This is a genomic window from Pseudomonas sp. LRF_L74 (genome assembly GCF_965644255.1).
Lineage (GTDB): Bacteria > Pseudomonadota > Gammaproteobacteria > Pseudomonadales > Pseudomonadaceae > Aquipseudomonas.
Genome location: NZ_CBFFRH010000007.1, coordinates 155669 through 174542, shown reverse-complemented (window position 1 = coordinate 174542; position 18874 = coordinate 155669). Strand labels below are relative to the sequence as shown.

Below are 18874 nucleotides of genomic sequence, written 5' to 3'. Positions count from 1 at the left end.
CAAGCCTAGCGGTTTTGCGGCGAGAGGGGAAAGTCAGCGGCTCAGCCATTCTTCCCGGGTGATTTCCCAGGTTTCCGAGGGATGACGTCCGCTCACGTAGCTGCGTTCGCCGGTGGCGATCAAACGCATGCCGCCGCGTTGGGATACTCGCCGCGAAGGTAAGTTGCCGGCGGCCTTGGAGACCTGCATCAATGGCTTTTGCAGCACGTCGAACCAGTAGGCCGAGGTGGCCTCGCAGGCTTCCTGCATCAGGCCTTGCCCCTGGCTGGCCGGGTCGAGCCAGAAACCACGGTTGTCGCCTTCGTCGTCCAGCAGGCTGATCACGCCGATCAGCCGCTCGGGGCGTTGCTTGAGGCGCAGGCTCCAGTGCCACTGCGTGCCCGCCTCGATGCCAGGCAGCATCACGTCGCAGAGGAAGCGCAACGAACCATCTTCCGGGTAAGGCCAGGGCAGCCGGTCGTTCAAATAGCGTACGACCTCCCACTGCGGAAACACAGCCTGCATCGCAGGCGCATCGCTGAGTTCGATGGGGCGCAGGATCAGGCGATCCGTTTCAAGTGTTGGCAGTGGCTGCATGCCCGGGCTCCTTATAAAAGAGCCCAAGCATCGGCCATCGCGGCAGTTCGTTTCAACCGCGGAAGCGGCTCATTTGGACTGGGCGGGTTTGACGAAGCGCAGGGTCATGCGATCGGACTCGCCGATGGCCAGGTACTTCTGCTTGTCCTTGTCGCCCAGGCGCAGGGCCGGCGGCAGGGTCCAGACACCTTCGGGATGGTCCTTGGTGTCCTTCGGGTTGGCGTTGATCTCGCTGCTGCCTGCGAGGATGAAACCGGCATCGGTGGCCAGCTTGATCACGTAGTCGGTGGGCAGGTAGCCGCTTTCTTGCACGGCCTCGAACCGACTGCCGGGCGCGGCACGGTGATCGACCACGCCAAGGGTGCCACCGGGCTTGAGCACCTTGTAGAAGGCGCTGAACATCGCGGGGGCATGGTTGGTCACGGTCCAGTTGTGCACGTTGCGGAAGGTCAGCACCAGGTCGGCCGAGGCTGGCTGGCCGAGGATTGGCGCCGCTTCGTCGAACTCGATGAGGCGGGCCTTGCCATAGCGGCTCGCATCGGCGGCGAACTTGGCGCGCAGCGATTCGCCGGCCTGCTTGTCGTAAGGCGTGTCTGGCGTCTTGATCGCGGCGATGTACTGGCCTTGCGGTTTCAACAGCGGGGCCAGAAGTTCGCTGTACCAGCCATTGCCAGGAGTGATTTCCACCACTGTCTGGCCGGGAGCCAAGCCGAAGAACGTGAGGGTTTCCCGGGGATGCCGGGCGTTGTCACGGGCGCGGTTTTCCGGGGCGCGCCAATCACCGGCGAGTACCGTGGCGTATTGGTCGGCGTTGAAGTGTACGGAACCATCGGGCGTGGCGGCGAACAGCGGCAGGCTGAAACCGGCGATCAGGGCCAGGAGCAGTGGACGTTTGAGCATGGTGAGTCTCCATCGAAATGGCAGGTCACCGGAGCGATCGCAGGCGCTCCATCCATCGCGACTTGCCATGGGGTGCGAGCGCCTCGTCGCGAAGAGCGGAAAGACCCGACGGGGCGCGGCGTATCGTCCCCCGTCAGGTTTGATGAGATCAGTCCTGGCGGCTGGTGACTTCCACCAGGTGGTAGCCGAACTGGGTCTTGACCGGGCCCTGCACGACGTTGACCGGCGCGCTGAACACCACGCTGTCGAACTCCTTGACCATCTGGCCCGGGCCGAAGGAGCCGAGGTTGCCACCGTCACGGCTGGACGGGCAGGTGGAGTTGTCCTTGGCGACCTGGGCGAAGTCGGCACCGCCTTCGATGGCGGCTTTCAGTTCGTTGCACTTGTCTTCAGTGGCAACCAGGATGTGACGGGCGGTGGCGCGGGCCATGGGCATTGCTCCTAATTTGATAAGGGGCCGAGCCTACCGCAATCTGGCGTTCGCGGTGAATAGCTGGCGAGCCAGCCAGCGTTGCCTACGTCTTTGCACGACCGGATGGTCCTCAAATCATCCCCGGCCCAGTGTGCGGCTCGTCTTCTTCCTCGACCAGCGACAGGTCGAACAGCGGATCGAGGCCGTCATAGGCGCTGGCGGCGACCCGCTCCAGATGCGGGGTATGGCCAGGCAGCACACTGACTTTGCCGGGCAGGGCGTTCATGAACGGTGCCACGGCGGCCACCACGTCTTCGCCTGGGACGGTTTCTTCCTGCAGCAGGCGTTCGCCAATGTGGTCCAGGGCTGGCTTCAGGCTCAGCAGCAGGGCGTGGCATTCCTGGTCGAGCTGCCTGAGCAGGTCGTCGGCGGCCTCCAGGGCTTCGCGCGGGTCGCTGTCCAGGTGGGCGTCGCGTACCGCTTGCAGGCTGAGCAGCGAGCCTTTCGGCCCCATGCCCAGGGCCCCGACCATCGACAGTGCCAGCTTGCTCGCCTCGTGCAGGTCCTGGCCGGCGCCGGAGGACACTTCGTGGAAGTACAACTGCTCGGCGTTGCGCCCGGCCAGGAGCATCTGGATGCGCGCGCGCAGTTCGGATTCCAGGTGCAGGCGCTTGTCTTCCACCGGCGTGACCAGGGTCACGCCCAGGGCCTGGCCACGCGGCAGGATGGTGACCTTTTCCACGCGACCGCAGTTGAGCGCGGCGGCGACGATGGCGTGGCCGGCTTCGTGCACGGCGATGCGGGTGCGGTCGCTTTCCGAGAGCACGCTGACTCCGCTGGGTTGCTCGCCGATGCGGCAGGTCTCCAGGGCATCGACGAAGTGCTGCATCACCACCTGCCGTTGCTGGCCGCGGGCGGCGAGCAGGGCGGCGTGGTTGACGATGTAGGCGATGGCCGCCGGGGTCAGGCCGACGCTGTTGCGTGCCAGTTGGGCGAAGTCCACCGCGCCAGCGGTCTTGACCTTGCCGGCATAGAGCTGGAACAACTGCTCGCGCTCGCTCAGGCTCGGCAGGCTCACGGCGATGCTGCGGTCGAAGCGGCCTTCGCGGACCAGGGCCGGGTCCAGCGAGTTGGGGAAGTTGGTGGCACCGAGCACCAGTACGCCGCTGTCGGGGGCGAAGCCGTCCAGTTCGGTGAGGAACTGGTTGACGATGCGGTTGCCCTCGGCGTCGCTGGAGCGGCTTTGCTCGCCACGCCGGCCGATGCCGTCGATCTCGTCGATGAAAACGATGCACGGCGCATTGTTGCGTGCGCTGCGGAACAGCGATTTGACCTTGTGGATGCCGACGCCGAAGTACATCGACGAAAAATCGCTGCCGGTGACCTGGATGAAGCTGGCGTTGCATTCGCTGGCGAGGGCCTTGGCCAACTGGGTCTTGCCGGTGCCGGGCTCGCCGGTCAGCAACACGCCGCGCGGCGGGCGGGCGCCAAGCGCGCTGAACGCCGCCGGATCACGCAGGTAGGCGGTGACGTCCTGCAGGGCCAGCTTGGCTTCGCTGGCACCGATAACGTCGGCGAAGCTGATGCCGGTGTCCTGCCTCAGTGGTTGTTGCGGGCGCAGCTTGCAGATGGCGAAGAGCAGTCCAGCGAACAGCAGCAGGAGCAACGGCCATTGCTGCAGCACGGCGCGGTACCACGGTGCTTCGCCGTCGGTATCGAACAGGGCGACCGGGAACAGCGCGGCGCCGGCATTGCCGTAGTCACGCAGGAGCATCTGGCCGACCCGGCCGGACTGGTCGGCCAGCCAGTAGCGCCGGCCATCATGGGTGGAGATGTAGATCGCTTCGTCGCTCAGGGCGGCGCTGGCGATACGGCCGTCGCGCATGTCGCTGACCAGGGTCGAGAGGTCGCGGCGGTTTTCGCTCCAGGGCGCGGTGGACTGTTTCAGTTCTTGCAGCATGCTGGCCGAAATATCCCTTGCCGGGGCGACCACGGGTTGCCTGGAGCCCCAGAACCAGGCGAGCGCAGCCGCATTGACGACGAGGCATAGCAGGATGGCGCCGAGGGCGCGGCGGTGGCGGGCGACAAAGGATTTCTTCATGACGGTCCTGAAACATGCGAACTATCGACACCCATGGCTGGGCGACCCAGGCGGCATCGAGCTCCGCTCGCGATGGCCACCGGGAAGAAACGAGGTTCTTGGCACGGTGATCGGCACGCGGGGGGATTATCGGCGGATGACCGCCGGCGTTAAGCGCCCAGGGACGAACGGCACGACCGTCTGTCATGTCGTGGGAACGCAGGCCGGGGTGTCTGCGTTTCGCTTGCGCGGGCCGCACACGGGGATTGGAGGCGGGTGGGCGATCAGTCGGCCCAGCGCCCATCGTTGTCGAGTTGCGCATCGCGCTGCATCGACTCCAGGTTGCGTTCGATGGTCTCGCAGATGCTGTCCATCTGGATGCGGTGCTCGCTGTCCTGGAACGGGCTCTGCAAATCGCTGCCGATGCGTTCCACCGCCAGTAGCATGAAGCCCACTACGGTCGAGGCCAGTGGTGTGAACCAGCCAAGGGTTTCCACCAGGCCGATCGGCACGATCAGGCAGAACAGGCTCAGGAACAGGCGGGGGAAATACACGTAAGGGTAGGGCAGCGGTGTGTTGGCGATGCGCTCCAGGCCGCCCTGGGCGTTGGACAGGTCGACCATGGTCGACTCCAGGCGCGCCAGGCGGATGCTGTCCAGGTGGCCACTCTTGTATTCCCGGGCCAGCAACGCCGCCGAACCATTGAGGATGTCGTTGGCGAAGTTGTTGCTGATATGGCGCCGCTCGAATTCGCCGCTGGAGACGAAAGATTGCAGTTCGTCAGCGCAGGGCTCTCCACGCAAGGCCGCGGAAAGACTGCGTATATAGGCCACGTGGCGGCGCAGCAACAGGCTCTTGACCGGATTGGTCACGCCATTGTCGTCGATCAGGGTCAGCGCCTGGCGGGCGAAGCTGCGTGAGCTGTTGACCATCGAGCCCCACAGGGTGCGGGCCTCCTACCAGCGGTTGTAGGCGCTGCTGTTGCGAAAGCTGATCAGTACCACCAGGGCCGAGCCGAGCAGGGTCAACGGCATCGAGGGCAGTTCGATCCGGCGGTCGAGAAACAGCATGTAGTCGACCGTCACCGCAATGTCCCACAACAGCAGCCAGAACAAGGCCCAGCCGACGTAACCGAACGTTTTCAAGAGATATCGGTAGCTGATGGTCAGGGAATCGAACACGGCAGGGCTCTTCGCAGGAATGAATTGCTTCGAGCAGGTCGCTCGGGTAAAGGTTCGTCCGCTCGATCTAACCGGATGTTTCCAACGAGGTGGAACATGAAGGCTGTGCGCCAATCGATTTTACGTGGCCTGCCGATACTGGCAGCGCTGCTTTGCCAGCACGTGGTTGCGGCGGATGACGCCGAGATCCTGGTGCGCCTGATCAATGACTACCGCCAGTCCCCGCAGACCTGTGCTGGCAAGCAGACGCTGGGGATCGGACCGCTGGCGCCGCAAGCACGCCTGGCCGGGCGCCTGGTGATGTCCTCCGAGCAGTTGCAGGACGCCCTGCGCCAGGCCGGCTACCAACCGGCAGCGGTGCAGATGCTGGCTGTGCGTGGCCCGGCCAACGCTGCGAGCGCGATGCAGGCCTTGCAGCAGATGCACTGTGCGCGCCTGCTCGATCCGCAGTACGCGCAGATCGGTGTGCTGCACAGTGGCAACACCTGGCAGGTGGTGCTTGCACGGCCTCTGCTGCCAGCCAACCTGGGCGACTGGCAGAGCACTGGCCAGGCGATCCTCAAGGCGGTCAACGAAGCCCGCGCCAGTGCCCGCTACTGCGGTGACCAGCGGGTCGATGCGGCAGCGCCGCTGGCCTGGAACCAGACCTTGGGCGAGGTCGCCCTGGCCCACAGCCGCGAGATGGCCCTGAACAACTATTTCAGCCACCAGGGCAGGGACGGTAGCCTCGCCGGGCAGCGTGCGACCCAGGCCGGTTACGCCTGGCAGCGGATCGGCGAGAACATCGCCGCGGGCCAGGGCGAGCCGCAGCAAGTGGTCGCCGGCTGGCTGGCCAGCTCGCAGCATTGCTTCAACGTCATGAATGCGGAGTTCAGCGAAATGGGGGCGGCCCACGCGGTCAATCCGCAGAGCGATGCGTCGGTGTACTGGACCCAGGTGTTCGGCGCGCCACGTTAGGCGCAGCGCTCGTAGGTGGCGCCGCGGCGAAGCGATAGCCGCCGCGGAGTACGCACCCTGCTATCGATAGGAGCAATCAATCCTGAACATAACCGGAAGGTTCTGATGCCGAGATCCATCTTGCGAAACGTTGTCCTGATCATCGGCTTGTGCTCGGCCTTGCCTGCCCTCGCTTGTGGTCCTGGCCGGACCGAGGTGTGCCTGGGCGGTTGCGTCTGTATCAACGACCCCAACGGTGTGCTCGGCCCGCTGCAGGAGCAGGCTGGCGGCATGGCTGCCTCTGCGCTGGAAGGTTGGATTCTGCGCTCCCGGGCAGCCGCGGCGCGCGAGGGAACCCTGCCGATACCTATGGAGATTCGTCGCCGGCTGCTGCCGTTCTATCCGGCGCAACTGCTCGATGGCGTGCGCTACAAGGTCGGCGATAACGATGACATGAGTGCGGCGCGTACCATGTTGCAGAATCCCGACGTCAAGGCGGTGACCCTGGTCGACATCATCGTCTTTCGCAGCCGCGAGATGGCCGAGCATGACGTGGTGTTGTGGGCCCATGAACTGTGGCATGTGCAGCAGTACCGGGAGTGGGGCAGCGCCGAGTTCGCCAGGCGCTATTCGCGTGATTTCAATGCGGTCGAGGCGCCCGCGTACCGACGCCAGATCGACGTGGCCAATGTATTGCGCGCCCAGCGCCAATGAGCCCTGCCGCTTCGCCATATCGACGTGCCATTAGCCCGCCCGTTCTATGGAGCCCTGCCCGGTACGGTCTTAAGGTGGGGCGTGCCGCTGAAGTGCATGCGGCGCCTTCAGCTCATTACAAGGAAACCGCCATGGAACGCTTCGGAAAAGCCTTGCTGCTCAGTGCCGCCTTCACTATTACCAGTGCCGCCGCTCTTTCGGCCCAGGCCAGCAGTGCTCATTCTCTGAGCCCGGCCAGCCAAGCGCAGAGCGATCTCGCCAGGTTGTTATCCACCGATGCGCGTACATCCGCGCATCCGGATGTGTTCGCCTCGGCGCAGGACTCGCTGCACTCGAAAGACACCACCATCGCCCTCTTCGTCAGCGGTTGCGACGATCCGGCACCCTGGTATGTGTTCAGTGGTATCGAGGCGCTGACCTGCATATTCAGCGGGCAGTGGTGAGGCGCCTTCGCTAGAAGGTGCGCGGGCCCCCGACGAGCCCGCAGCCGTCCTGGGCTCAGAACCTGTTCACGATCTCGCGAGCTAGAGTAAAACATGGGCGAAAGTGGTCGAGGAAGCAGAGTTTACGAGTTGTAAATGAGCATTCCGAGGTCGCTTTCAACCTTGTTTGGCCGACGCGCAGCAGATCGTGAACAGGTTCTCAGTGCGGGGCACGCTGCCTGGCGGTCTTCAGCAGGTCTTCCGGGCTGATGTGGCCGACTACCTGCGCCGCCGAGCTGCCCGGCAGCGGCAGGTCGAGGATGTGCCCCTTCATCTTGCCCACCACGTGCATCTCGCAGGGTTTGCAGTCGAACTTCAGGGTCAGCACTTCATCGCCGTGGACCAGTTGCATCGGTGCGACCTTGGTGCGCACGCCGGTGACGCCCTTGGCCTGTTTCGGGCACAGGTTGAAGGAGAAGCGCAGGCAGTGCTTGGTGATCATCACCGGCACGTCGCCCAGTTCTTCGTGGGCCTCGTAGGCGGCGTCGATCAGTTGCACGCCATGGCGATGGTAGAAGTCGCGGGCCTTGTGGTTGTAGACGTTGTAGAGGAACGACAGGTGCGACTCCGGGTACACCGGCGGTGGGCTGCTTTCGGCCTTGCGCGCGCCGCGCGGATGAGCGGCCACGCGGGCTTCGGTCAGCGCCTCGATGGCTTCGCGGCGCAGGCTCTTGAGCTGCGAGTTGGGCACGAAGAACGCCTGTGGTGCGTCCAGCTCCACACCCTGGGCGTGATAGAGGGTGGTGCCGAGCTGGGTGAGCAGGTCGCGCAAGCCATCCAGCGCCTGCTCCGGCTTGTTCGCAACGCCGAACGGGCCGTCCAGGCTGACCGTGGCGCTCAGGCCTTCTTCACTGATGGCGGTCAGCTTCAGGCGTTCTTCACGCAATACCGCCTTCCACTGGATACCGATGCGTCGTTCCGCCGAGGTCTTGAGCAGCGCCTGTTGCCAGTTGTGGTCGAGGTTGCGGCTCAATGGGTGGTTGGGACGCAGGCGGAACATGCCGGCCGGCATTTCGTTGGGTTCGACCCGGTAGCGCCAGCGTTTCTCGCCGTCTTCCACGAACTCGCCTTTCAGCTCGGCGATGTTGGCGCGAAAGCCGACGACCTCGCGCTTGACCAGCACGTTGAGGCCGTCGCCGTTGGACAGCGGTTCGTGGGTGACGGCGATCAGGTCGCGCTTGTTGACCTTTTCCACGTGGCCCACGGCCAGGCCGGTGAAGGTCGGCGAGTCGAAGGCGCCGATGTCGACCTTGCGCTCGCTGACGAAGTAGTCGGTGCTGCCGCGGTGGAAGGTCTTGTCCGGGTCGGGCACGAAGAAATGCGCGGTGCGACCGCTGGAGGCGCGAGCCAGGTCCGGGCGGTCTTCGAGGATGTCGTCGAGGCGCTGACGGTAGTAGGCCGTGATGTTCTTCACATAGCCCACATCCTTGTAGCGCCCCTCGATCTTGAACGAGCGCACGCCCGCCTCGACCAGGGCGCGCAGGTTGGCGCTCTGGTTGTTGTCCTTCATCGACAGCAGGTGCTTCTCGAAGGCGACCACGCGGCCCTGGTCGTCTTTCAGGGTGTAGGGCAGGCGGCAGGCCTGCGAGCAATCGCCGCGGTTGGCGCTGCGGCCGGTCTGGGCATGGGAGATGTTGCACTGCCCGGAAAAGGCCACGCACAGCGCACCGTGGATGAAGAACTCGATGGCCGCGTCGGTGTGCTCGGCGATCTCGCGGATCTGCTGCAGGTTCAGCTCACGGGCCAGGACCAGTTGCGAGAAGCCGGCCTGGTCGAGGAACTTGGCCCGGCCCAGGGTACGGATGTCGGTCTGGGTGCTGGCGTGCAGCTCGATGGGTGGAATATCCAGCTCCATCACACCCAAATCCTGCACGATCAGCGCATCCACGCCTGCGTCGTAGAGCTGGTGGATCAGCTTGCGTGCCGGCTCCAGCTCATCGTCATGCAGGATCGTGTTGATGGTGGTGAAGATGCGCGCGTGGTAGCGATGGGCGAACTCCACCAGCCCGGCGATCTCGCTGACCTCGTTGCAGGCGTTGTGCCGCGCACCGAAGCTCGGCCCGCCGATGTACACGGCGTCGGCGCCATGCAGGATGGCCTCGCGGGCGATCTCTACATCGCGCGCAGGGCTGAGCAATTCCAGATGGTTCTTGGGCAAGGACATGATTTTTCTTTTTTAGGCAAAGAAGGCGCTTGCCAACGCAGCGAGCGTTGGCAAACACCTTCCGGGGCACGGTTGAGGAGCGCATTGTACCGGTCTGGCAGGCACTCGCCACCTTCGCCTGCCGGGTGGACATCCTGCGCCGCTTGGCTTGTAATCGCCGCCGACAACCAGCATGGCATCACGGGCAGTTCAAGGAGTGGCGGTATGAAGGATCTGGCGATCGTGGGCGCGGGCACGGCGGGACTGGCCACGGCCATCTACCTGGCCCGGCAAGGCTATCGCGTGCGCGTGCTGGACCAGGTGCCCGCCCTCGGGCCGATAGGCGCCGGCGTCCTGTTGCAGCCTGCTGGCATGGCGGTGTTGCTGGAACTGGGAATACTCGACGAGTGCACCCGTCTGGGGGCGCCGATCAGTCGTCTGTATGGCACCAGCGCCTGCGCCGAGCGGGTGATTCTCGACACCCGCTACGATCATTGGCGCCCCGGCAGCTTCGGCCTGGGCATGCACCGTTCCGCGTTGATGAGCGCGCTGTACAAGGCCGCCGTAGCGGCGGGCGTGGTGATCGAGACCGGCGTGCGGGTCAGCCGCTATCAGCAGGCCGACAGCCACGTGCAACTGTTCGCCGAGGGGCCGGAAGGTGAGCGTGCGCTTGGCGACTTCGCCGCGCTGGTGCTGGCCAACGGTACTCGCTCGGCGCTGCGCGAGCAGATGCGGGTGCGCCAGAGCGCCAGGCCATACCCTTGGGGAGCCCTGTGGAGCATGTTGCCGACGCCCGTCGGGCAGACCGATGAACTGCGCCAGTGGTATCGCCACTGCGCGCAGATGTTCGGCCTGATGCCGACCGGGCGTGCCAGCCTGGATTCGTCAGGCTTGACCAGCCTGTTCTGGAGCCTGCCGGTCGCCGACTACCCGGCCTGGCGCGAAGCCGGGCTGGACGCCTGGAAGCAGCAGATCAGGCAGTTGGCCGGCGACCCGGCCGAGGCGTTCCTCGAACAGATCGGCGAGCCCGGGCAACTCACCCTTGCCGCCTATGCCGATGTGTACATGGCGCGCTGGAACGACGGCCGGGTCCTGGCCATCGGCGACTGCGCCCATGCCATGAGCCCGCAACTGGGGCAGGGCGCCAATATGGCGCTGATCGATGCGGCGGCATTGAGCGCGGCGCTTGGCCAGGTCGGCGAACGCGGGCAGGAGACCGACTGGCCAACCGTTTTCACCGCGTACGGCAAGCTGCGTAGCAGCCATATCCGTTATTACCGCCAGGCCAGCCGTTGGCTGACGCCGCTTTTCCAGTCGCACAGCCGCAGCCTCAGCGTGCTGCGCGATACCCTGCTGTTCCTGGCCCGGCATATGCCGGCGAGTCGTGCCCATGCGGTGACGACGTTGGTCGGCGGGCGCACTGGATGGTTGTTTTCCCGGCATGCCTCGCGGCCTCTGCATGAATGGAACGGCCAGGCGCCAGCCGTGTTGGCTGATGAAACAGCGCCTGCGCAGGCCGTGTCCGTGGCTACACTCTGACTGCTGCTGCGCAGCCGTAAGGCAATCGTGTAGGCTTGCCGCCCTGTCGCAAGCGCGCACCGATTGTGGTCGCCTGCTCAACTCATCTGGAAGGGCCTGAACGTGGACGAAGAACTAGAACTGATCGATCAGCTTCTGAGCAAGTATGGCGGTGAGAACTCCATCTTCAGTGCCAGTGAACTGGATGGTTTCCTGACGGCGATTGCCTCGGGACCGAAGGTCGTTCCGCACAGCGTCTGGTATCCGGCGATCTGGGGCGAGGGCCATGAGCCTGCCTGGGAATCCCCGGAGGAAGCCGAGCGCTTCCTGAAGCTGGCCATCACCTTGATGAACCAGGCGATCTATGCGCTTACGGAGGAGCCGGAGTCCTACGAGGCGCTGTTCATGGTCGATGACGAGGAGAAGGTCATCGTCGAGGCCTGGTGTTTCGGCTACATGAACGGCGCGGACCTGGCCGGCTGGCTCGAAGACGAGCAGGACGATGAGCTGACCGAGCTTATTTCCGTGATCGCCCTGCACTGCACCGAAGAAGGCGAAAAGATCGTCGCCGGCTTCACGCCGGAAGAGTACGAAACCTCGCTGGACCTGATCGAGGCCTCGGCCATCGAGCTGCATGCCTATTGGCTGGCGCGTCGCGAACCGTTGCTGCCAGTCCGTCGCGAAGAGCCGAAGGTCGGGCGCAACGACCCGTGCCCGTGCGGCAGTGGCAAGAAGCACAAGCAGTGCTGCATGCCGTGAGCTGATTCAGGCGAGGAGCGGGGTTCTTGCGCGCAGGCTCATGCCGGCATGGGCCGCCAGGGTGATGAGGACCAGGGCCCCGCCATACAGCGTCGCGCTGGCCGGTACTTCGTCCAGCAGGCACCAGACCCACAGGCTGCCGAGCACGCTTTCCAGCAGATAGAACAGCGCCACCTCGGCCGAGGGCAGGTAGCGGGTGGCGTTGTTGATCAGCAGCGTGGCCACCGGCATCTGCACCAGGCCCATGAGTGCCAGGGCAAGGTAGCTTGAGCTGGCCAGGCCGAAGGGCTGCGCATTGGGCAGGCTGATCAGCGCGGCCATCAGCCCGCCGAGGGCGATCAACGGCATGCGCGCGATAGCGGGATGGCGGCGCAGCAGCGTCAGGTTGGCGCCCAATGCGGCGGCCGAGAGCAAGGCGTAGAGATTGCCGACCATGTCCGACCGGGACAGCGAGCCGGCGAAGACGATGAAAATCCCCAGGGTCGCCACGCCGATCGCCAGCCAGGTGCGCAGGGCTACCTGCTCGCGCAGGAAGAAGCGGGTGAGCAGGGCGGCGAACAGCGGGGCGGTGCTGAGGATGACCACCACGTTGGCGACCCGGGTGTGAATGACCGCCAGGACGAAAAAGATCGAGATCAGCGCGAGCAGCAGCGCGGAGCAACCGCATGGCAGTGGCTGTGTCCTCAGGCTCGCCCGGCTTTTCGCCGACAGCGAGAAGATGCCCAGGGCAAGGAACATGAACAGCCCGCGCCAGAACACGATGCTCCAGCCATCGGCCTGGGCCAGGCGCACCAGCAGGCCGTCGAAACTCAAAACGACGATCCCGGTCGTCACCAGCAGCAGGCCGCGCGCGGAGTCTTTCATCCGTCTTCCCTCGCAATGAATTCTTGTTGGTAGGTCGAGTGAGGCGATGATCTCCTCCACCTGCCTGGATGGCGTTCTCAGGTGCGTCTTCGTCAGTGTCGTTCACGACGTATCCATACCTGCCGGGCTGCCGCGTTGATTGTCCCTGGCCTGGAACTTGTCCCTACGGCTTCCCTCAAACCCCTGATTCGACAGGCATTGATGCCTGATCCACACACGGATGTTTCATCCGCTTCAATCGAGGGCGCCATGAATTCCGAAGAACAAGCGCTGATCGACGACCTGTTCTCGCGTCTGCGGGACGCCGAGCGCCAGAGCACCCCGCGGGATGCCGAAGCCGAGGCAAGGATCGCCCAGCACCTGGCTGGGCAAGCGTTCGCGCCTTATTACATGGCGCAGGCTCTGTTGGTTCAGGAGGAGGAGATCAGGCATCTGGACAAGCGTATCCAGCTCCTGGAAGTGCAGGTTGCCCAACAGTATCAGGAGCGTTCCAGCACAAACGGTTTCCTGGCAGGGCTGTTTGGCGACGGTAAATGGCCGCTTCTTTCTGCTGGTCGTTCATCATCTGCTGCTGGTGAGTCTCGGGATACCCGCTTCATGACCTCTGCGCTACGCAGCGCAACCGGCGACATGGGGGGGGTGATGCCGGCCAACGAGGTCGCACCCTTGGTTTCCCAAGAGCAACCTCTCGCTGACGCGCCTTTGCCTGTCGAGGCGGTTCATGGAAAAGACATCTTCGCTGGCATGGAGGAAATAGACACGGATGCCTTCGACAGCTCGGATTTTCTCGAGGATGACACCGCGATCCGTTGAGCATTGGCGATGAAGCGGCCCAACTGGGGCCAGTCGATGTAGCTGCGGTAAAGGTCGGTGAGCTTGCCACCCCATCTGGGATCGACTCGCTCGGGGAAACGGGCGAGTCGCTTCATGTCGGGCATCGAAAGCCAGCGATGTTCCCTCTCGTCAGTGCGCGAAGGTGTGCATGCCGCCATCCACGGCGATCACTTCACCCGTCAGGTAACGCGCCAGCGGCGAGGCCAGGTAGGCGACCAGATACGCGACGTCCGCGGGTTCGCCGAAGTAACCGATGGGGATATTTCTGGCGATGAACGCCGCGCGTGCCTCGGGCGTAGGGTGCAGCTTCTGCAGGATCTGTTCGGAGTTGATCCGTCCGGGCGCGATGGTATTGACCGTGATGCCTTCGCTGGCCAACTGGCTGGCCATACCCTTGGACCAGAAGTGCACCGCCGCCTTGGCGGCACCCGCACCGTTTATGTCCCGTGGTTCCATGCTACCGCTGAAGTTTATGATCCTGCCCCAGCTACGCGAGCGCATGCCCTCCAGCAAGGCCTGGGTCACCCGGCGAGTTGCGGTGAAGTTCAGGTTGAACGCCTCGTCCCAGATTTCATCGCTGGCATTCATGCTCATCGGGCGTGAGCCGCCAGCGGCGTTGACCAGAATATCGACGTGGCCCAATGCCTGCTCTGCCGCTCGGGCCAGACGCTGGACTTCGTCAGCACGCGTGATATCGGCGGCGACCACGTGCGGGCGCGGATGGCCGGCTTCGGAAATGTCGCTGGCCAGTTTTTCCAGCGCGTCGCCACGGCGCGCCACGATGGCGACGCGTACACCTTCGGCGGCGAGTACTCGGGCGATACCGGCACCGATGCCGCTGCTGGCGCCAGTGATCAGAGCGGTGCGTTGATTCAGTTGCAGGTCCATGAACACCTCCATTGAGTAGATGGCGCTAGATTGATCCGTCAGTTAAATGAGATAAACCAGCTCTATGTGCATTGATTGATAAGCAGGAGTGTTCAATGGATCTGCTCGAAAGCATGCGTGTCTTCGTGCAGGTGGTCGATCATGGCAGCCTGGCCGCGGCTGCCCAGTCCCATGGCATATCGCCGAGCATGGCGGGCAATCACCTGCGAGCGTTGGAGCAACGGCTGGGTATGCAGTTGCTGGTACGCACGACCCGTCGTCAGCGGTTGACCGCCTTTGGCGAGGATTACTACGCCCGCTGCCGCGAAATCCTCGATCTGGTCGCCGATACCGAGCGCCATGCGGAAAGCCAGCGGCTGGAGCCGGCCGGGCCGTTGCGGGTGTCGGCGCCGCTGTCGTTCGGGACCTACGGGCTGACCCCGGTGCTGGGTGAGTACCTGGAGCGTCATCCAGAGGTGAACCTCGACGTGATGCTCAGCGACCGCGTGGTTGACCTGGTGGAGGAGGGGATCGACGTTGCCATACGCATCGGTACGTTGACCGACTCGTCGCTGGTGGCCAGGCCGCTGCAGCCGTACTGCATGTGGTGCTGTGCGGCAGCGGATTATTTGCAGCGGCGCGGTGTGCCACGTCACTTCGAGGAACTGGCGCAGCACGATTGCCTGGGCATGGACAGCAAAGCGCTTGCTCAGTGGAGCGAGCAGACCGGCGAGCGCATTGGTCCCTTGCCGCGCGGTCGCCTGTACATCAACAGCGGCCCGGCGCTGCGCCTCGCCGCCCTGCAGGGGCTGGGCATCATCCTGCAACCGGCCTTCCTGCTGCGGGCCGATGTCGAGGCCGGCAATCTGGTGCGGCTGTTTCAGAGGCAGGAGCTGACCCGCCCGCTTGGGGTGGTCTATCCGCAGGCGCGTTGGCGTTCGGTGACGGTGCGCAGTTTCGTTGAGTTTCTGCTACAGCGTTTCGCGTGAAGGCGTCGGTTCACCCGATGCGGTCCGGTCTAGCAGGCGAATGCTGTCGCGCCCGTTGCGCTTGGACTCGTACAACGCCGCATCACACTGCTCGATCAGGGCGGCCAGGCTGGCGGGCGGCTGGTCGAACAGGCTGGCACCGATGCTCAGGGTGACCGCCTCGGGGGTCGCAAAGGTTTGCGAGGTTTCCAGGTGGAACTGCTCGCGCAGGACGTTACCCAGGCTGAAGATACGTTCATTCGAGGCTTCGCGCAGGAGGATGACGAACTCGTCGCCACCTAACCTCGCGGCCAGCGCACCTTCGGGCAGGTGCGCACGAATCATCCCGCTAAGGGTGACCAGCAGGCGGTCACCGGCAGTGTGGCCATGCAGGTCGTTGATCGGCTTGAAGTTGTCGATATCAATCAGCAGCAGGGCACCGGGACGAGCAGCGGATACGTCGTTCAACAGGCGCGGCGCGCGGACTTCCAGGGCGCGGCGGTTGTACAGCGTGGTCAGCGGGTCGCGGGCTGCCAGCCGGGCGATGCGTTTCTCGCGGCGCCAGCGCACGGTCCCGGTCATCGACATGGCGATCAGCATGATCGCCATCGCGCCTTCGACCAGGGATATCTGGATGATCTCGCCGCGAAAGGCGGTGAGGTCGATGAGCGTGCCAGGGGTGACGGCGGTCAGTGCCTTGGCGACATAGAACGAACCATGCACCAGCAGCACGTAGCGCAGTTGCGTTGCCCCCACGCTCAATGACGTGCCATGGGGGCACAACAGGAAGCTGGCCTTGAGCGTCAGCGAGGCGACCAGCAGCGAGTTGGTCAGCAGCATGATCTTCGACCATTGCGGCCCCTCCGGCAGCAACAGCATCGCCAGCCAGACGACGAATACCAGGTACCAGGCCCGTGACAGCCGTGTTTCGGTGAAGCGCACGACACCCAGCAGGAACAACAGGTGAGCCGTCACCAATAAACCGTTGGCGAACCAGATCCCGATGAAGATCAGGCCACTGCCGCGCAGCAGGGCGAGGGTCGAACCAATGGTGATGGTGGCGAAACCTCCGCTCCAGAACAGCAAGGGCGACTCACGCACACTGCGCCACTCCAGCGCCAGGTAGAGCGCCGCAGTCGCTGCGAGAACGATGCTGAGGGTCATCATGGTGGGGGCGTCGAACGCCATGTGCGAGGTGACCTGTATTTCGGGTAGGGAGATGGACAGGCGTATGGAAACGCTTTTCACCACTGATTGTAAGTGCCTGGTGGCGTTTTCGCAGGGGCAGGCGGTCGGCTGGGTCGGGGCGTTTCGGGCACGTTCCGTGACCGCATCAATGAATCGTCGGGAACCGTTCCTTCACCAGCGCCTGGGCCTGGAAGGCCATCTGGTCGAGCAGGCGGTCGCGCTCGTCTTCCGCTTCGCTCATCGCTTGCTTGCCGTTCTGTTTCAGCAGGTAGGCATGGATCTGCCGCACTTCCTTGGACTGGAAGATGGGCGCCAGGTCCTGTACCGCCACCAGGCCGTTCGAACGATGCTCGCGGGTGTTCATCAGCACGTGCGGTCCTTGGGCGGCCAGCACGTGGAAACCCAGCATTTCGAACAACGTCACCTTGCTCACCGCGCAGGCCAGTTCGACATGGGGGCGTTGCGTGCTGACCCGTTGCAACATGGCGCGGGCAATGCCCTGTCGGCGGTGACTGGATTGCACGGCCAGGTAGGGCAGGGTGCAGGCCTCTGGGTCGTCGCGGCTCGGCAGGTACAGGGTGAAACCGAGCACTTGGGATGGATCTTCATCGTCCAGGGCCAGGATCAATTGCGCCGAACTTTCCGGGTCGCTGCCCATGGCCTGCAGATAAAGGTGCAGTTCGTAGCCGATCACGTACTGGTACAGTTGATACAGCGGGTTGCTGGGCGTCAGCGGCAGCGGGCTGATGTCGCTGAAATAGTCCACGGCCATCTGCAGGACCTGGCTTTTCAGGGATTCGGGCGGCGGGGTGTCCAGGTGAACGAGGGTGAACATCGACAAACGGGCTCCGGGTCGGGTGGCGCTATTGTAGCCGCTGAGTCGATGCGGATTCCTGTTCTGGCTGGGATATGATGCGCGCCCTCAAGCCTTATCGAAGATCGCCAGGCCAGCATGTCCGTCAACGCCCTCTATACCGACCTGTCCGGTTACTACGACCTGATGTGCGCCGACATCGACTACCGTGCGCAGAGCCATAGCGTGCAGCGGCTGCAGCAGATCTTCGGCAATGGCGGGCGTCGCCATCTCGATCTGGCCTGCGGTACTGGACCTCACATTCGTCACTTTCTTGATGCCGGTTACAAGAGTAGCGGCCTCGATATCAACCAACCGATGCTGGACCGCGCCGCTGCACGTTGCCCGCAAGCGCAGTTTGCCCTTCAGGATATGTGTGGTTTCGTGGTGGATGAGCCGCTCGACCTGATCACCTGCTTTCTCTATTCCATCCACTACAGCGCCAGCATCGCGCGGCTTAAAGCCTGCCTCGCCAGCGTGCACGCCGCCCTCGACGCGGGGGGCGTGTTCTGCTTCAACGCCGTCGACAAGAACCGCATCGACAACGCGCTGTTCGCCAGCCATACGACCACGCACGAGGACGGGCATTTCACCTTCAGCTCCGGCTGGCACTACAGTGGTGAAGGTGAACGGCAATCGCTGAAACTCAGCATCGAAAAGGCCACGTCGACTGAGCGCCTGGTCTGGCACGATGAACACCCGATGGTGGCGGTGAGCTTCGCCGAGCTGCAGGTCATCCTGCAGCCGTGGTTCGACGTTCATGTCTTCGAGCATGACTACGAGAAGATCGTCCCGTGGGATGAGGTCTCGGGGAACGGGGTGTTCGTGTGCGTCAAAAGGTAGATCGCAGCCCAGGCATCAACTGAGCGGGATACCGATTTTCTGCATCAGCCCCATCAGATGCTCGTCCGACCGTACGCTTTGCTGGAACTGCTGTTTGAGCTGCTCGCTCTTGGCCTGATCGGCGATCAGTGAGTTGTAGCGGTCTGCCGGCAGGGGCGCAAAAACGATCACGTCGTCTTCTGGGCCAGGCTCTTCGCTTTTGCGGTAGCGACTGTCGCACGTAACGCTTCGAGTGTTTGCTTGCCGGCCGGGAATTCCAGCACTGCGCTTTCGACAAGCGTGAACGCCCGCTCGCCATTGTTCAGGGTGATTTCCAGAAAGGCTACGTGATCGTCCCATGACCGATAGCGTCGGGCCATGAAGATACAGTGGCGGGACTTGATCGAACGGATCTTCGCCAGCGGGATTTGCTGGTGGCTGTTAGCCGAGGCAATGACCAGTTCATCGTTATGGAGGAAGGCGGGAGCGCTTTTCTGCACGCGGCGCCATTCCACCGCGAACCGCCATGCCATGACCAACAGGCAGCCGGTGACCAGGGCAGTATCGGACAGCGGTGTCTCGAACAGCTTGAACAGAATCAATCCGCCAATTGCCAGCAGGATCGCCAGGGTGATGAAACGGTAGAAATAGAGGCTGTGAAATTCGCTGAGCGAGAGAAAGCGGATATCCATATGCGTGACTCCTTGCGCGGCAGGCATGCCCGCGTCATTCGATTCATCCTCGAAACGCCGTGCGATATAGTGTGTAGGGTGGACA

General features: G+C 63.8%; 19 protein-coding genes and 1 pseudogene. 8 read left to right on the top strand and 12 right to left on the bottom strand.

What is annotated here, in order from left to right:
* Positions 1 to 33: 33 nt before the first annotated feature.
* The 5 genes and pseudogenes from ACSZPK_RS18760 to ACSZPK_RS18740 form a co-directional block, all read right to left on the bottom strand.
* Complete coding sequence (locus ACSZPK_RS18760; protein WP_437883039.1) at positions 34 to 576, bottom strand: GNAT family N-acetyltransferase; 543 nt, start codon at positions 574 to 576, stop codon at positions 34 to 36.
* Between the two features lie 69 nt (positions 577 to 645).
* Positions 646 to 1476 carry a class I SAM-dependent methyltransferase gene (locus ACSZPK_RS18755; protein WP_437883038.1) on the bottom strand — a complete coding sequence of 277 codons (831 nt, stop codon included), beginning with the start codon at positions 1474 to 1476 and terminating at the stop codon, positions 646 to 648.
* A gap of 148 nt (positions 1477 to 1624) precedes the next feature.
* Positions 1625 to 1906 carry a peptidylprolyl isomerase gene (locus ACSZPK_RS18750; RefSeq protein ID WP_437883037.1) on the bottom strand — a complete coding sequence of 94 codons (282 nt, stop codon included), beginning with the start codon at positions 1904 to 1906 and terminating at the stop codon, positions 1625 to 1627.
* Positions 1907 to 2018: 112 nt separating this feature from the next.
* Positions 2019 to 3989: an AAA family ATPase gene (locus ACSZPK_RS18745; RefSeq protein ID WP_437883036.1), complete on the bottom strand. Its 1971-nt coding sequence runs from the start codon at positions 3987 to 3989 to the stop codon at positions 2019 to 2021.
* Between the two features lie 263 nt (positions 3990 to 4252).
* Positions 4253 to 5149, bottom strand: a pseudogene (locus ACSZPK_RS18740) (bestrophin family protein).
* 96 nt (positions 5150 to 5245) lie between these two features.
* Between ACSZPK_RS18740 and ACSZPK_RS18735 the strand changes: the two are divergent.
* The 3 genes from ACSZPK_RS18735 to ACSZPK_RS18725 all read left to right on the top strand — a co-directional run bounded on the left by ACSZPK_RS18735 (position 5246) and on the right by ACSZPK_RS18725 (position 7242).
* Positions 5246 to 6106: a CAP domain-containing protein gene (locus ACSZPK_RS18735; protein ID WP_437883035.1), complete on the top strand. Its 861-nt coding sequence runs from the start codon at positions 5246 to 5248 to the stop codon at positions 6104 to 6106.
* A 105-nt stretch (positions 6107 to 6211) separates the two neighbouring features.
* A complete protein-coding gene (locus tag ACSZPK_RS18730) occupies positions 6212 to 6799 on the top strand; it encodes an eCIS core domain-containing protein (RefSeq protein WP_437883034.1) in 588 nt (195 codons plus the stop codon).
* A 131-nt stretch (positions 6800 to 6930) separates the two neighbouring features.
* Entirely contained in the window at positions 6931 to 7242 is a 312-nt protein-coding gene (locus ACSZPK_RS18725) for a hypothetical protein (RefSeq protein ID WP_437883033.1), read from the top strand.
* A gap of 199 nt (positions 7243 to 7441) precedes the next feature.
* Here the strand turns inward: ACSZPK_RS18725 and ACSZPK_RS18720 are convergent, their stop codons facing one another.
* Complete coding sequence (locus ACSZPK_RS18720; RefSeq protein WP_437883032.1) at positions 7442 to 9445, bottom strand: peptidase U32 family protein; 2004 nt, start codon at positions 9443 to 9445, stop codon at positions 7442 to 7444.
* A gap of 204 nt (positions 9446 to 9649) precedes the next feature.
* On the opposite strand from ACSZPK_RS18720, the gene ACSZPK_RS18715 reads away from it, so the two are divergent.
* Positions 9650 to 10963 (top strand): FAD-dependent oxidoreductase, encoded by a 1314-nt coding sequence (locus ACSZPK_RS18715; RefSeq protein WP_437883031.1) that lies wholly within the window; start codon positions 9650 to 9652, stop codon positions 10961 to 10963.
* A 102-nt stretch (positions 10964 to 11065) separates the two neighbouring features.
* Complete coding sequence (locus tag ACSZPK_RS18710; protein ID WP_437883030.1) at positions 11066 to 11701, top strand: UPF0149 family protein; 636 nt, start codon at positions 11066 to 11068, stop codon at positions 11699 to 11701.
* A gap of 6 nt (positions 11702 to 11707) precedes the next feature.
* Here ACSZPK_RS18710 and ACSZPK_RS18705 read toward each other — a convergent pair whose 3' ends face one another.
* Entirely contained in the window at positions 11708 to 12565 is an 858-nt protein-coding gene (locus ACSZPK_RS18705; protein ID WP_437883029.1) for a DMT family transporter, read from the bottom strand.
* A gap of 249 nt (positions 12566 to 12814) precedes the next feature.
* On the opposite strand from ACSZPK_RS18705, the gene ACSZPK_RS18700 reads away from it, so the two are divergent.
* On the top strand, positions 12815 to 13378 hold the full coding sequence (locus ACSZPK_RS18700) for a DUF2076 domain-containing protein (RefSeq protein ID WP_437883028.1): 564 nt from the start codon (positions 12815 to 12817) through the stop codon (positions 13376 to 13378).
* A gap of 150 nt (positions 13379 to 13528) precedes the next feature.
* Here ACSZPK_RS18700 and ACSZPK_RS18695 read toward each other — a convergent pair whose 3' ends face one another.
* Complete coding sequence (locus ACSZPK_RS18695; protein WP_437883027.1) at positions 13529 to 14287, bottom strand: SDR family NAD(P)-dependent oxidoreductase; 759 nt, start codon at positions 14285 to 14287, stop codon at positions 13529 to 13531.
* 95 nt (positions 14288 to 14382) lie between these two features.
* On the opposite strand from ACSZPK_RS18695, the gene ACSZPK_RS18690 reads away from it, so the two are divergent.
* Positions 14383 to 15255 (top strand): LysR family transcriptional regulator, encoded by an 873-nt coding sequence (locus ACSZPK_RS18690; RefSeq protein WP_437883026.1) that lies wholly within the window; start codon positions 14383 to 14385, stop codon positions 15253 to 15255.
* On the opposite strand, the gene ACSZPK_RS18685 is transcribed toward ACSZPK_RS18690, so the two are convergent.
* A complete protein-coding gene (locus ACSZPK_RS18685; RefSeq protein ID WP_437883025.1) occupies positions 15238 to 16422 on the bottom strand; it encodes a GGDEF domain-containing protein in 1185 nt (394 codons plus the stop codon). The two genes, ACSZPK_RS18690 and ACSZPK_RS18685, sit on opposite strands and share 18 nt — an antisense overlap.
* A 145-nt stretch (positions 16423 to 16567) precedes the next feature.
* On the bottom strand, positions 16568 to 17257 hold the full coding sequence (locus ACSZPK_RS18680) for a GNAT family N-acetyltransferase (protein ID WP_437883024.1): 690 nt from the start codon (positions 17255 to 17257) through the stop codon (positions 16568 to 16570).
* Between the two features lie 117 nt (positions 17258 to 17374).
* Between ACSZPK_RS18680 and ACSZPK_RS18675 the strand changes: the two genes are divergently transcribed.
* Positions 17375 to 18118: a class I SAM-dependent DNA methyltransferase gene (locus tag ACSZPK_RS18675; protein ID WP_437883023.1), complete on the top strand. Its 744-nt coding sequence runs from the start codon at positions 17375 to 17377 to the stop codon at positions 18116 to 18118.
* 15 nt (positions 18119 to 18133) lie between these two features.
* Here the strand turns inward: ACSZPK_RS18675 and ACSZPK_RS18670 are convergent, their stop codons facing one another.
* Entirely contained in the window at positions 18134 to 18289 is a 156-nt protein-coding gene (locus tag ACSZPK_RS18670; RefSeq protein ID WP_437883022.1) for a hypothetical protein, read from the bottom strand.
* Positions 18286 to 18816 carry a hypothetical protein gene (locus ACSZPK_RS18665; protein ID WP_437883021.1) on the bottom strand — a complete coding sequence of 177 codons (531 nt, stop codon included), beginning with the start codon at positions 18814 to 18816 and terminating at the stop codon, positions 18286 to 18288. The genes ACSZPK_RS18670 and ACSZPK_RS18665 overlap by 4 nt, the downstream gene beginning before the upstream one ends.
* Between the last annotated feature and the right edge of the window lie 58 nt (positions 18817 to 18874).

Coding starts and splice junctions, on each gene's coding strand:
- ACSZPK_RS18760 (WP_437883039.1), bottom strand. CDS start 576: ATGCAGCCACTGCCAACACTTGAAACGGATCGCCTGATCCTGCGCCCC.
- ACSZPK_RS18755 (WP_437883038.1), bottom strand. CDS start 1,476: ATGCTCAAACGTCCACTGCTCCTGGCCCTGATCGCCGGTTTCAGCCTG.
- ACSZPK_RS18750 (WP_437883037.1), bottom strand. CDS start 1,906: ATGGCCCGCGCCACCGCCCGTCACATCCTGGTTGCCACTGAAGACAAG.
- ACSZPK_RS18745 (WP_437883036.1), bottom strand. CDS start 3,989: ATGAAGAAATCCTTTGTCGCCCGCCACCGCCGCGCCCTCGGCGCCATC.
- ACSZPK_RS18735 (WP_437883035.1), top strand. CDS start 5,246: ATGAAGGCTGTGCGCCAATCGATTTTACGTGGCCTGCCGATACTGGCA.
- ACSZPK_RS18730 (WP_437883034.1), top strand. CDS start 6,212: ATGCCGAGATCCATCTTGCGAAACGTTGTCCTGATCATCGGCTTGTGC.
- ACSZPK_RS18725 (WP_437883033.1), top strand. CDS start 6,931: ATGGAACGCTTCGGAAAAGCCTTGCTGCTCAGTGCCGCCTTCACTATT.
- ACSZPK_RS18720 (WP_437883032.1), bottom strand. CDS start 9,445: ATGTCCTTGCCCAAGAACCATCTGGAATTGCTCAGCCCTGCGCGCGAT.
- ACSZPK_RS18715 (WP_437883031.1), top strand. CDS start 9,650: ATGAAGGATCTGGCGATCGTGGGCGCGGGCACGGCGGGACTGGCCACG.
- ACSZPK_RS18705 (WP_437883029.1), bottom strand. CDS start 12,565: ATGAAAGACTCCGCGCGCGGCCTGCTGCTGGTGACGACCGGGATCGTC.
- ACSZPK_RS18700 (WP_437883028.1), top strand. CDS start 12,815: ATGAATTCCGAAGAACAAGCGCTGATCGACGACCTGTTCTCGCGTCTG.
- ACSZPK_RS18695 (WP_437883027.1), bottom strand. CDS start 14,287: ATGGACCTGCAACTGAATCAACGCACCGCTCTGATCACTGGCGCCAGC.
- ACSZPK_RS18690 (WP_437883026.1), top strand. CDS start 14,383: ATGGATCTGCTCGAAAGCATGCGTGTCTTCGTGCAGGTGGTCGATCAT.
- ACSZPK_RS18685 (WP_437883025.1), bottom strand. CDS start 16,422: ATGGCGTTCGACGCCCCCACCATGATGACCCTCAGCATCGTTCTCGCA.
- ACSZPK_RS18680 (WP_437883024.1), bottom strand. CDS start 17,257: ATGTTCACCCTCGTTCACCTGGACACCCCGCCGCCCGAATCCCTGAAA.
- ACSZPK_RS18675 (WP_437883023.1), top strand. CDS start 17,375: ATGTCCGTCAACGCCCTCTATACCGACCTGTCCGGTTACTACGACCTG.
- ACSZPK_RS18665 (WP_437883021.1), bottom strand. CDS start 18,816: ATGCCTGCCGCGCAAGGAGTCACGCATATGGATATCCGCTTTCTCTCG.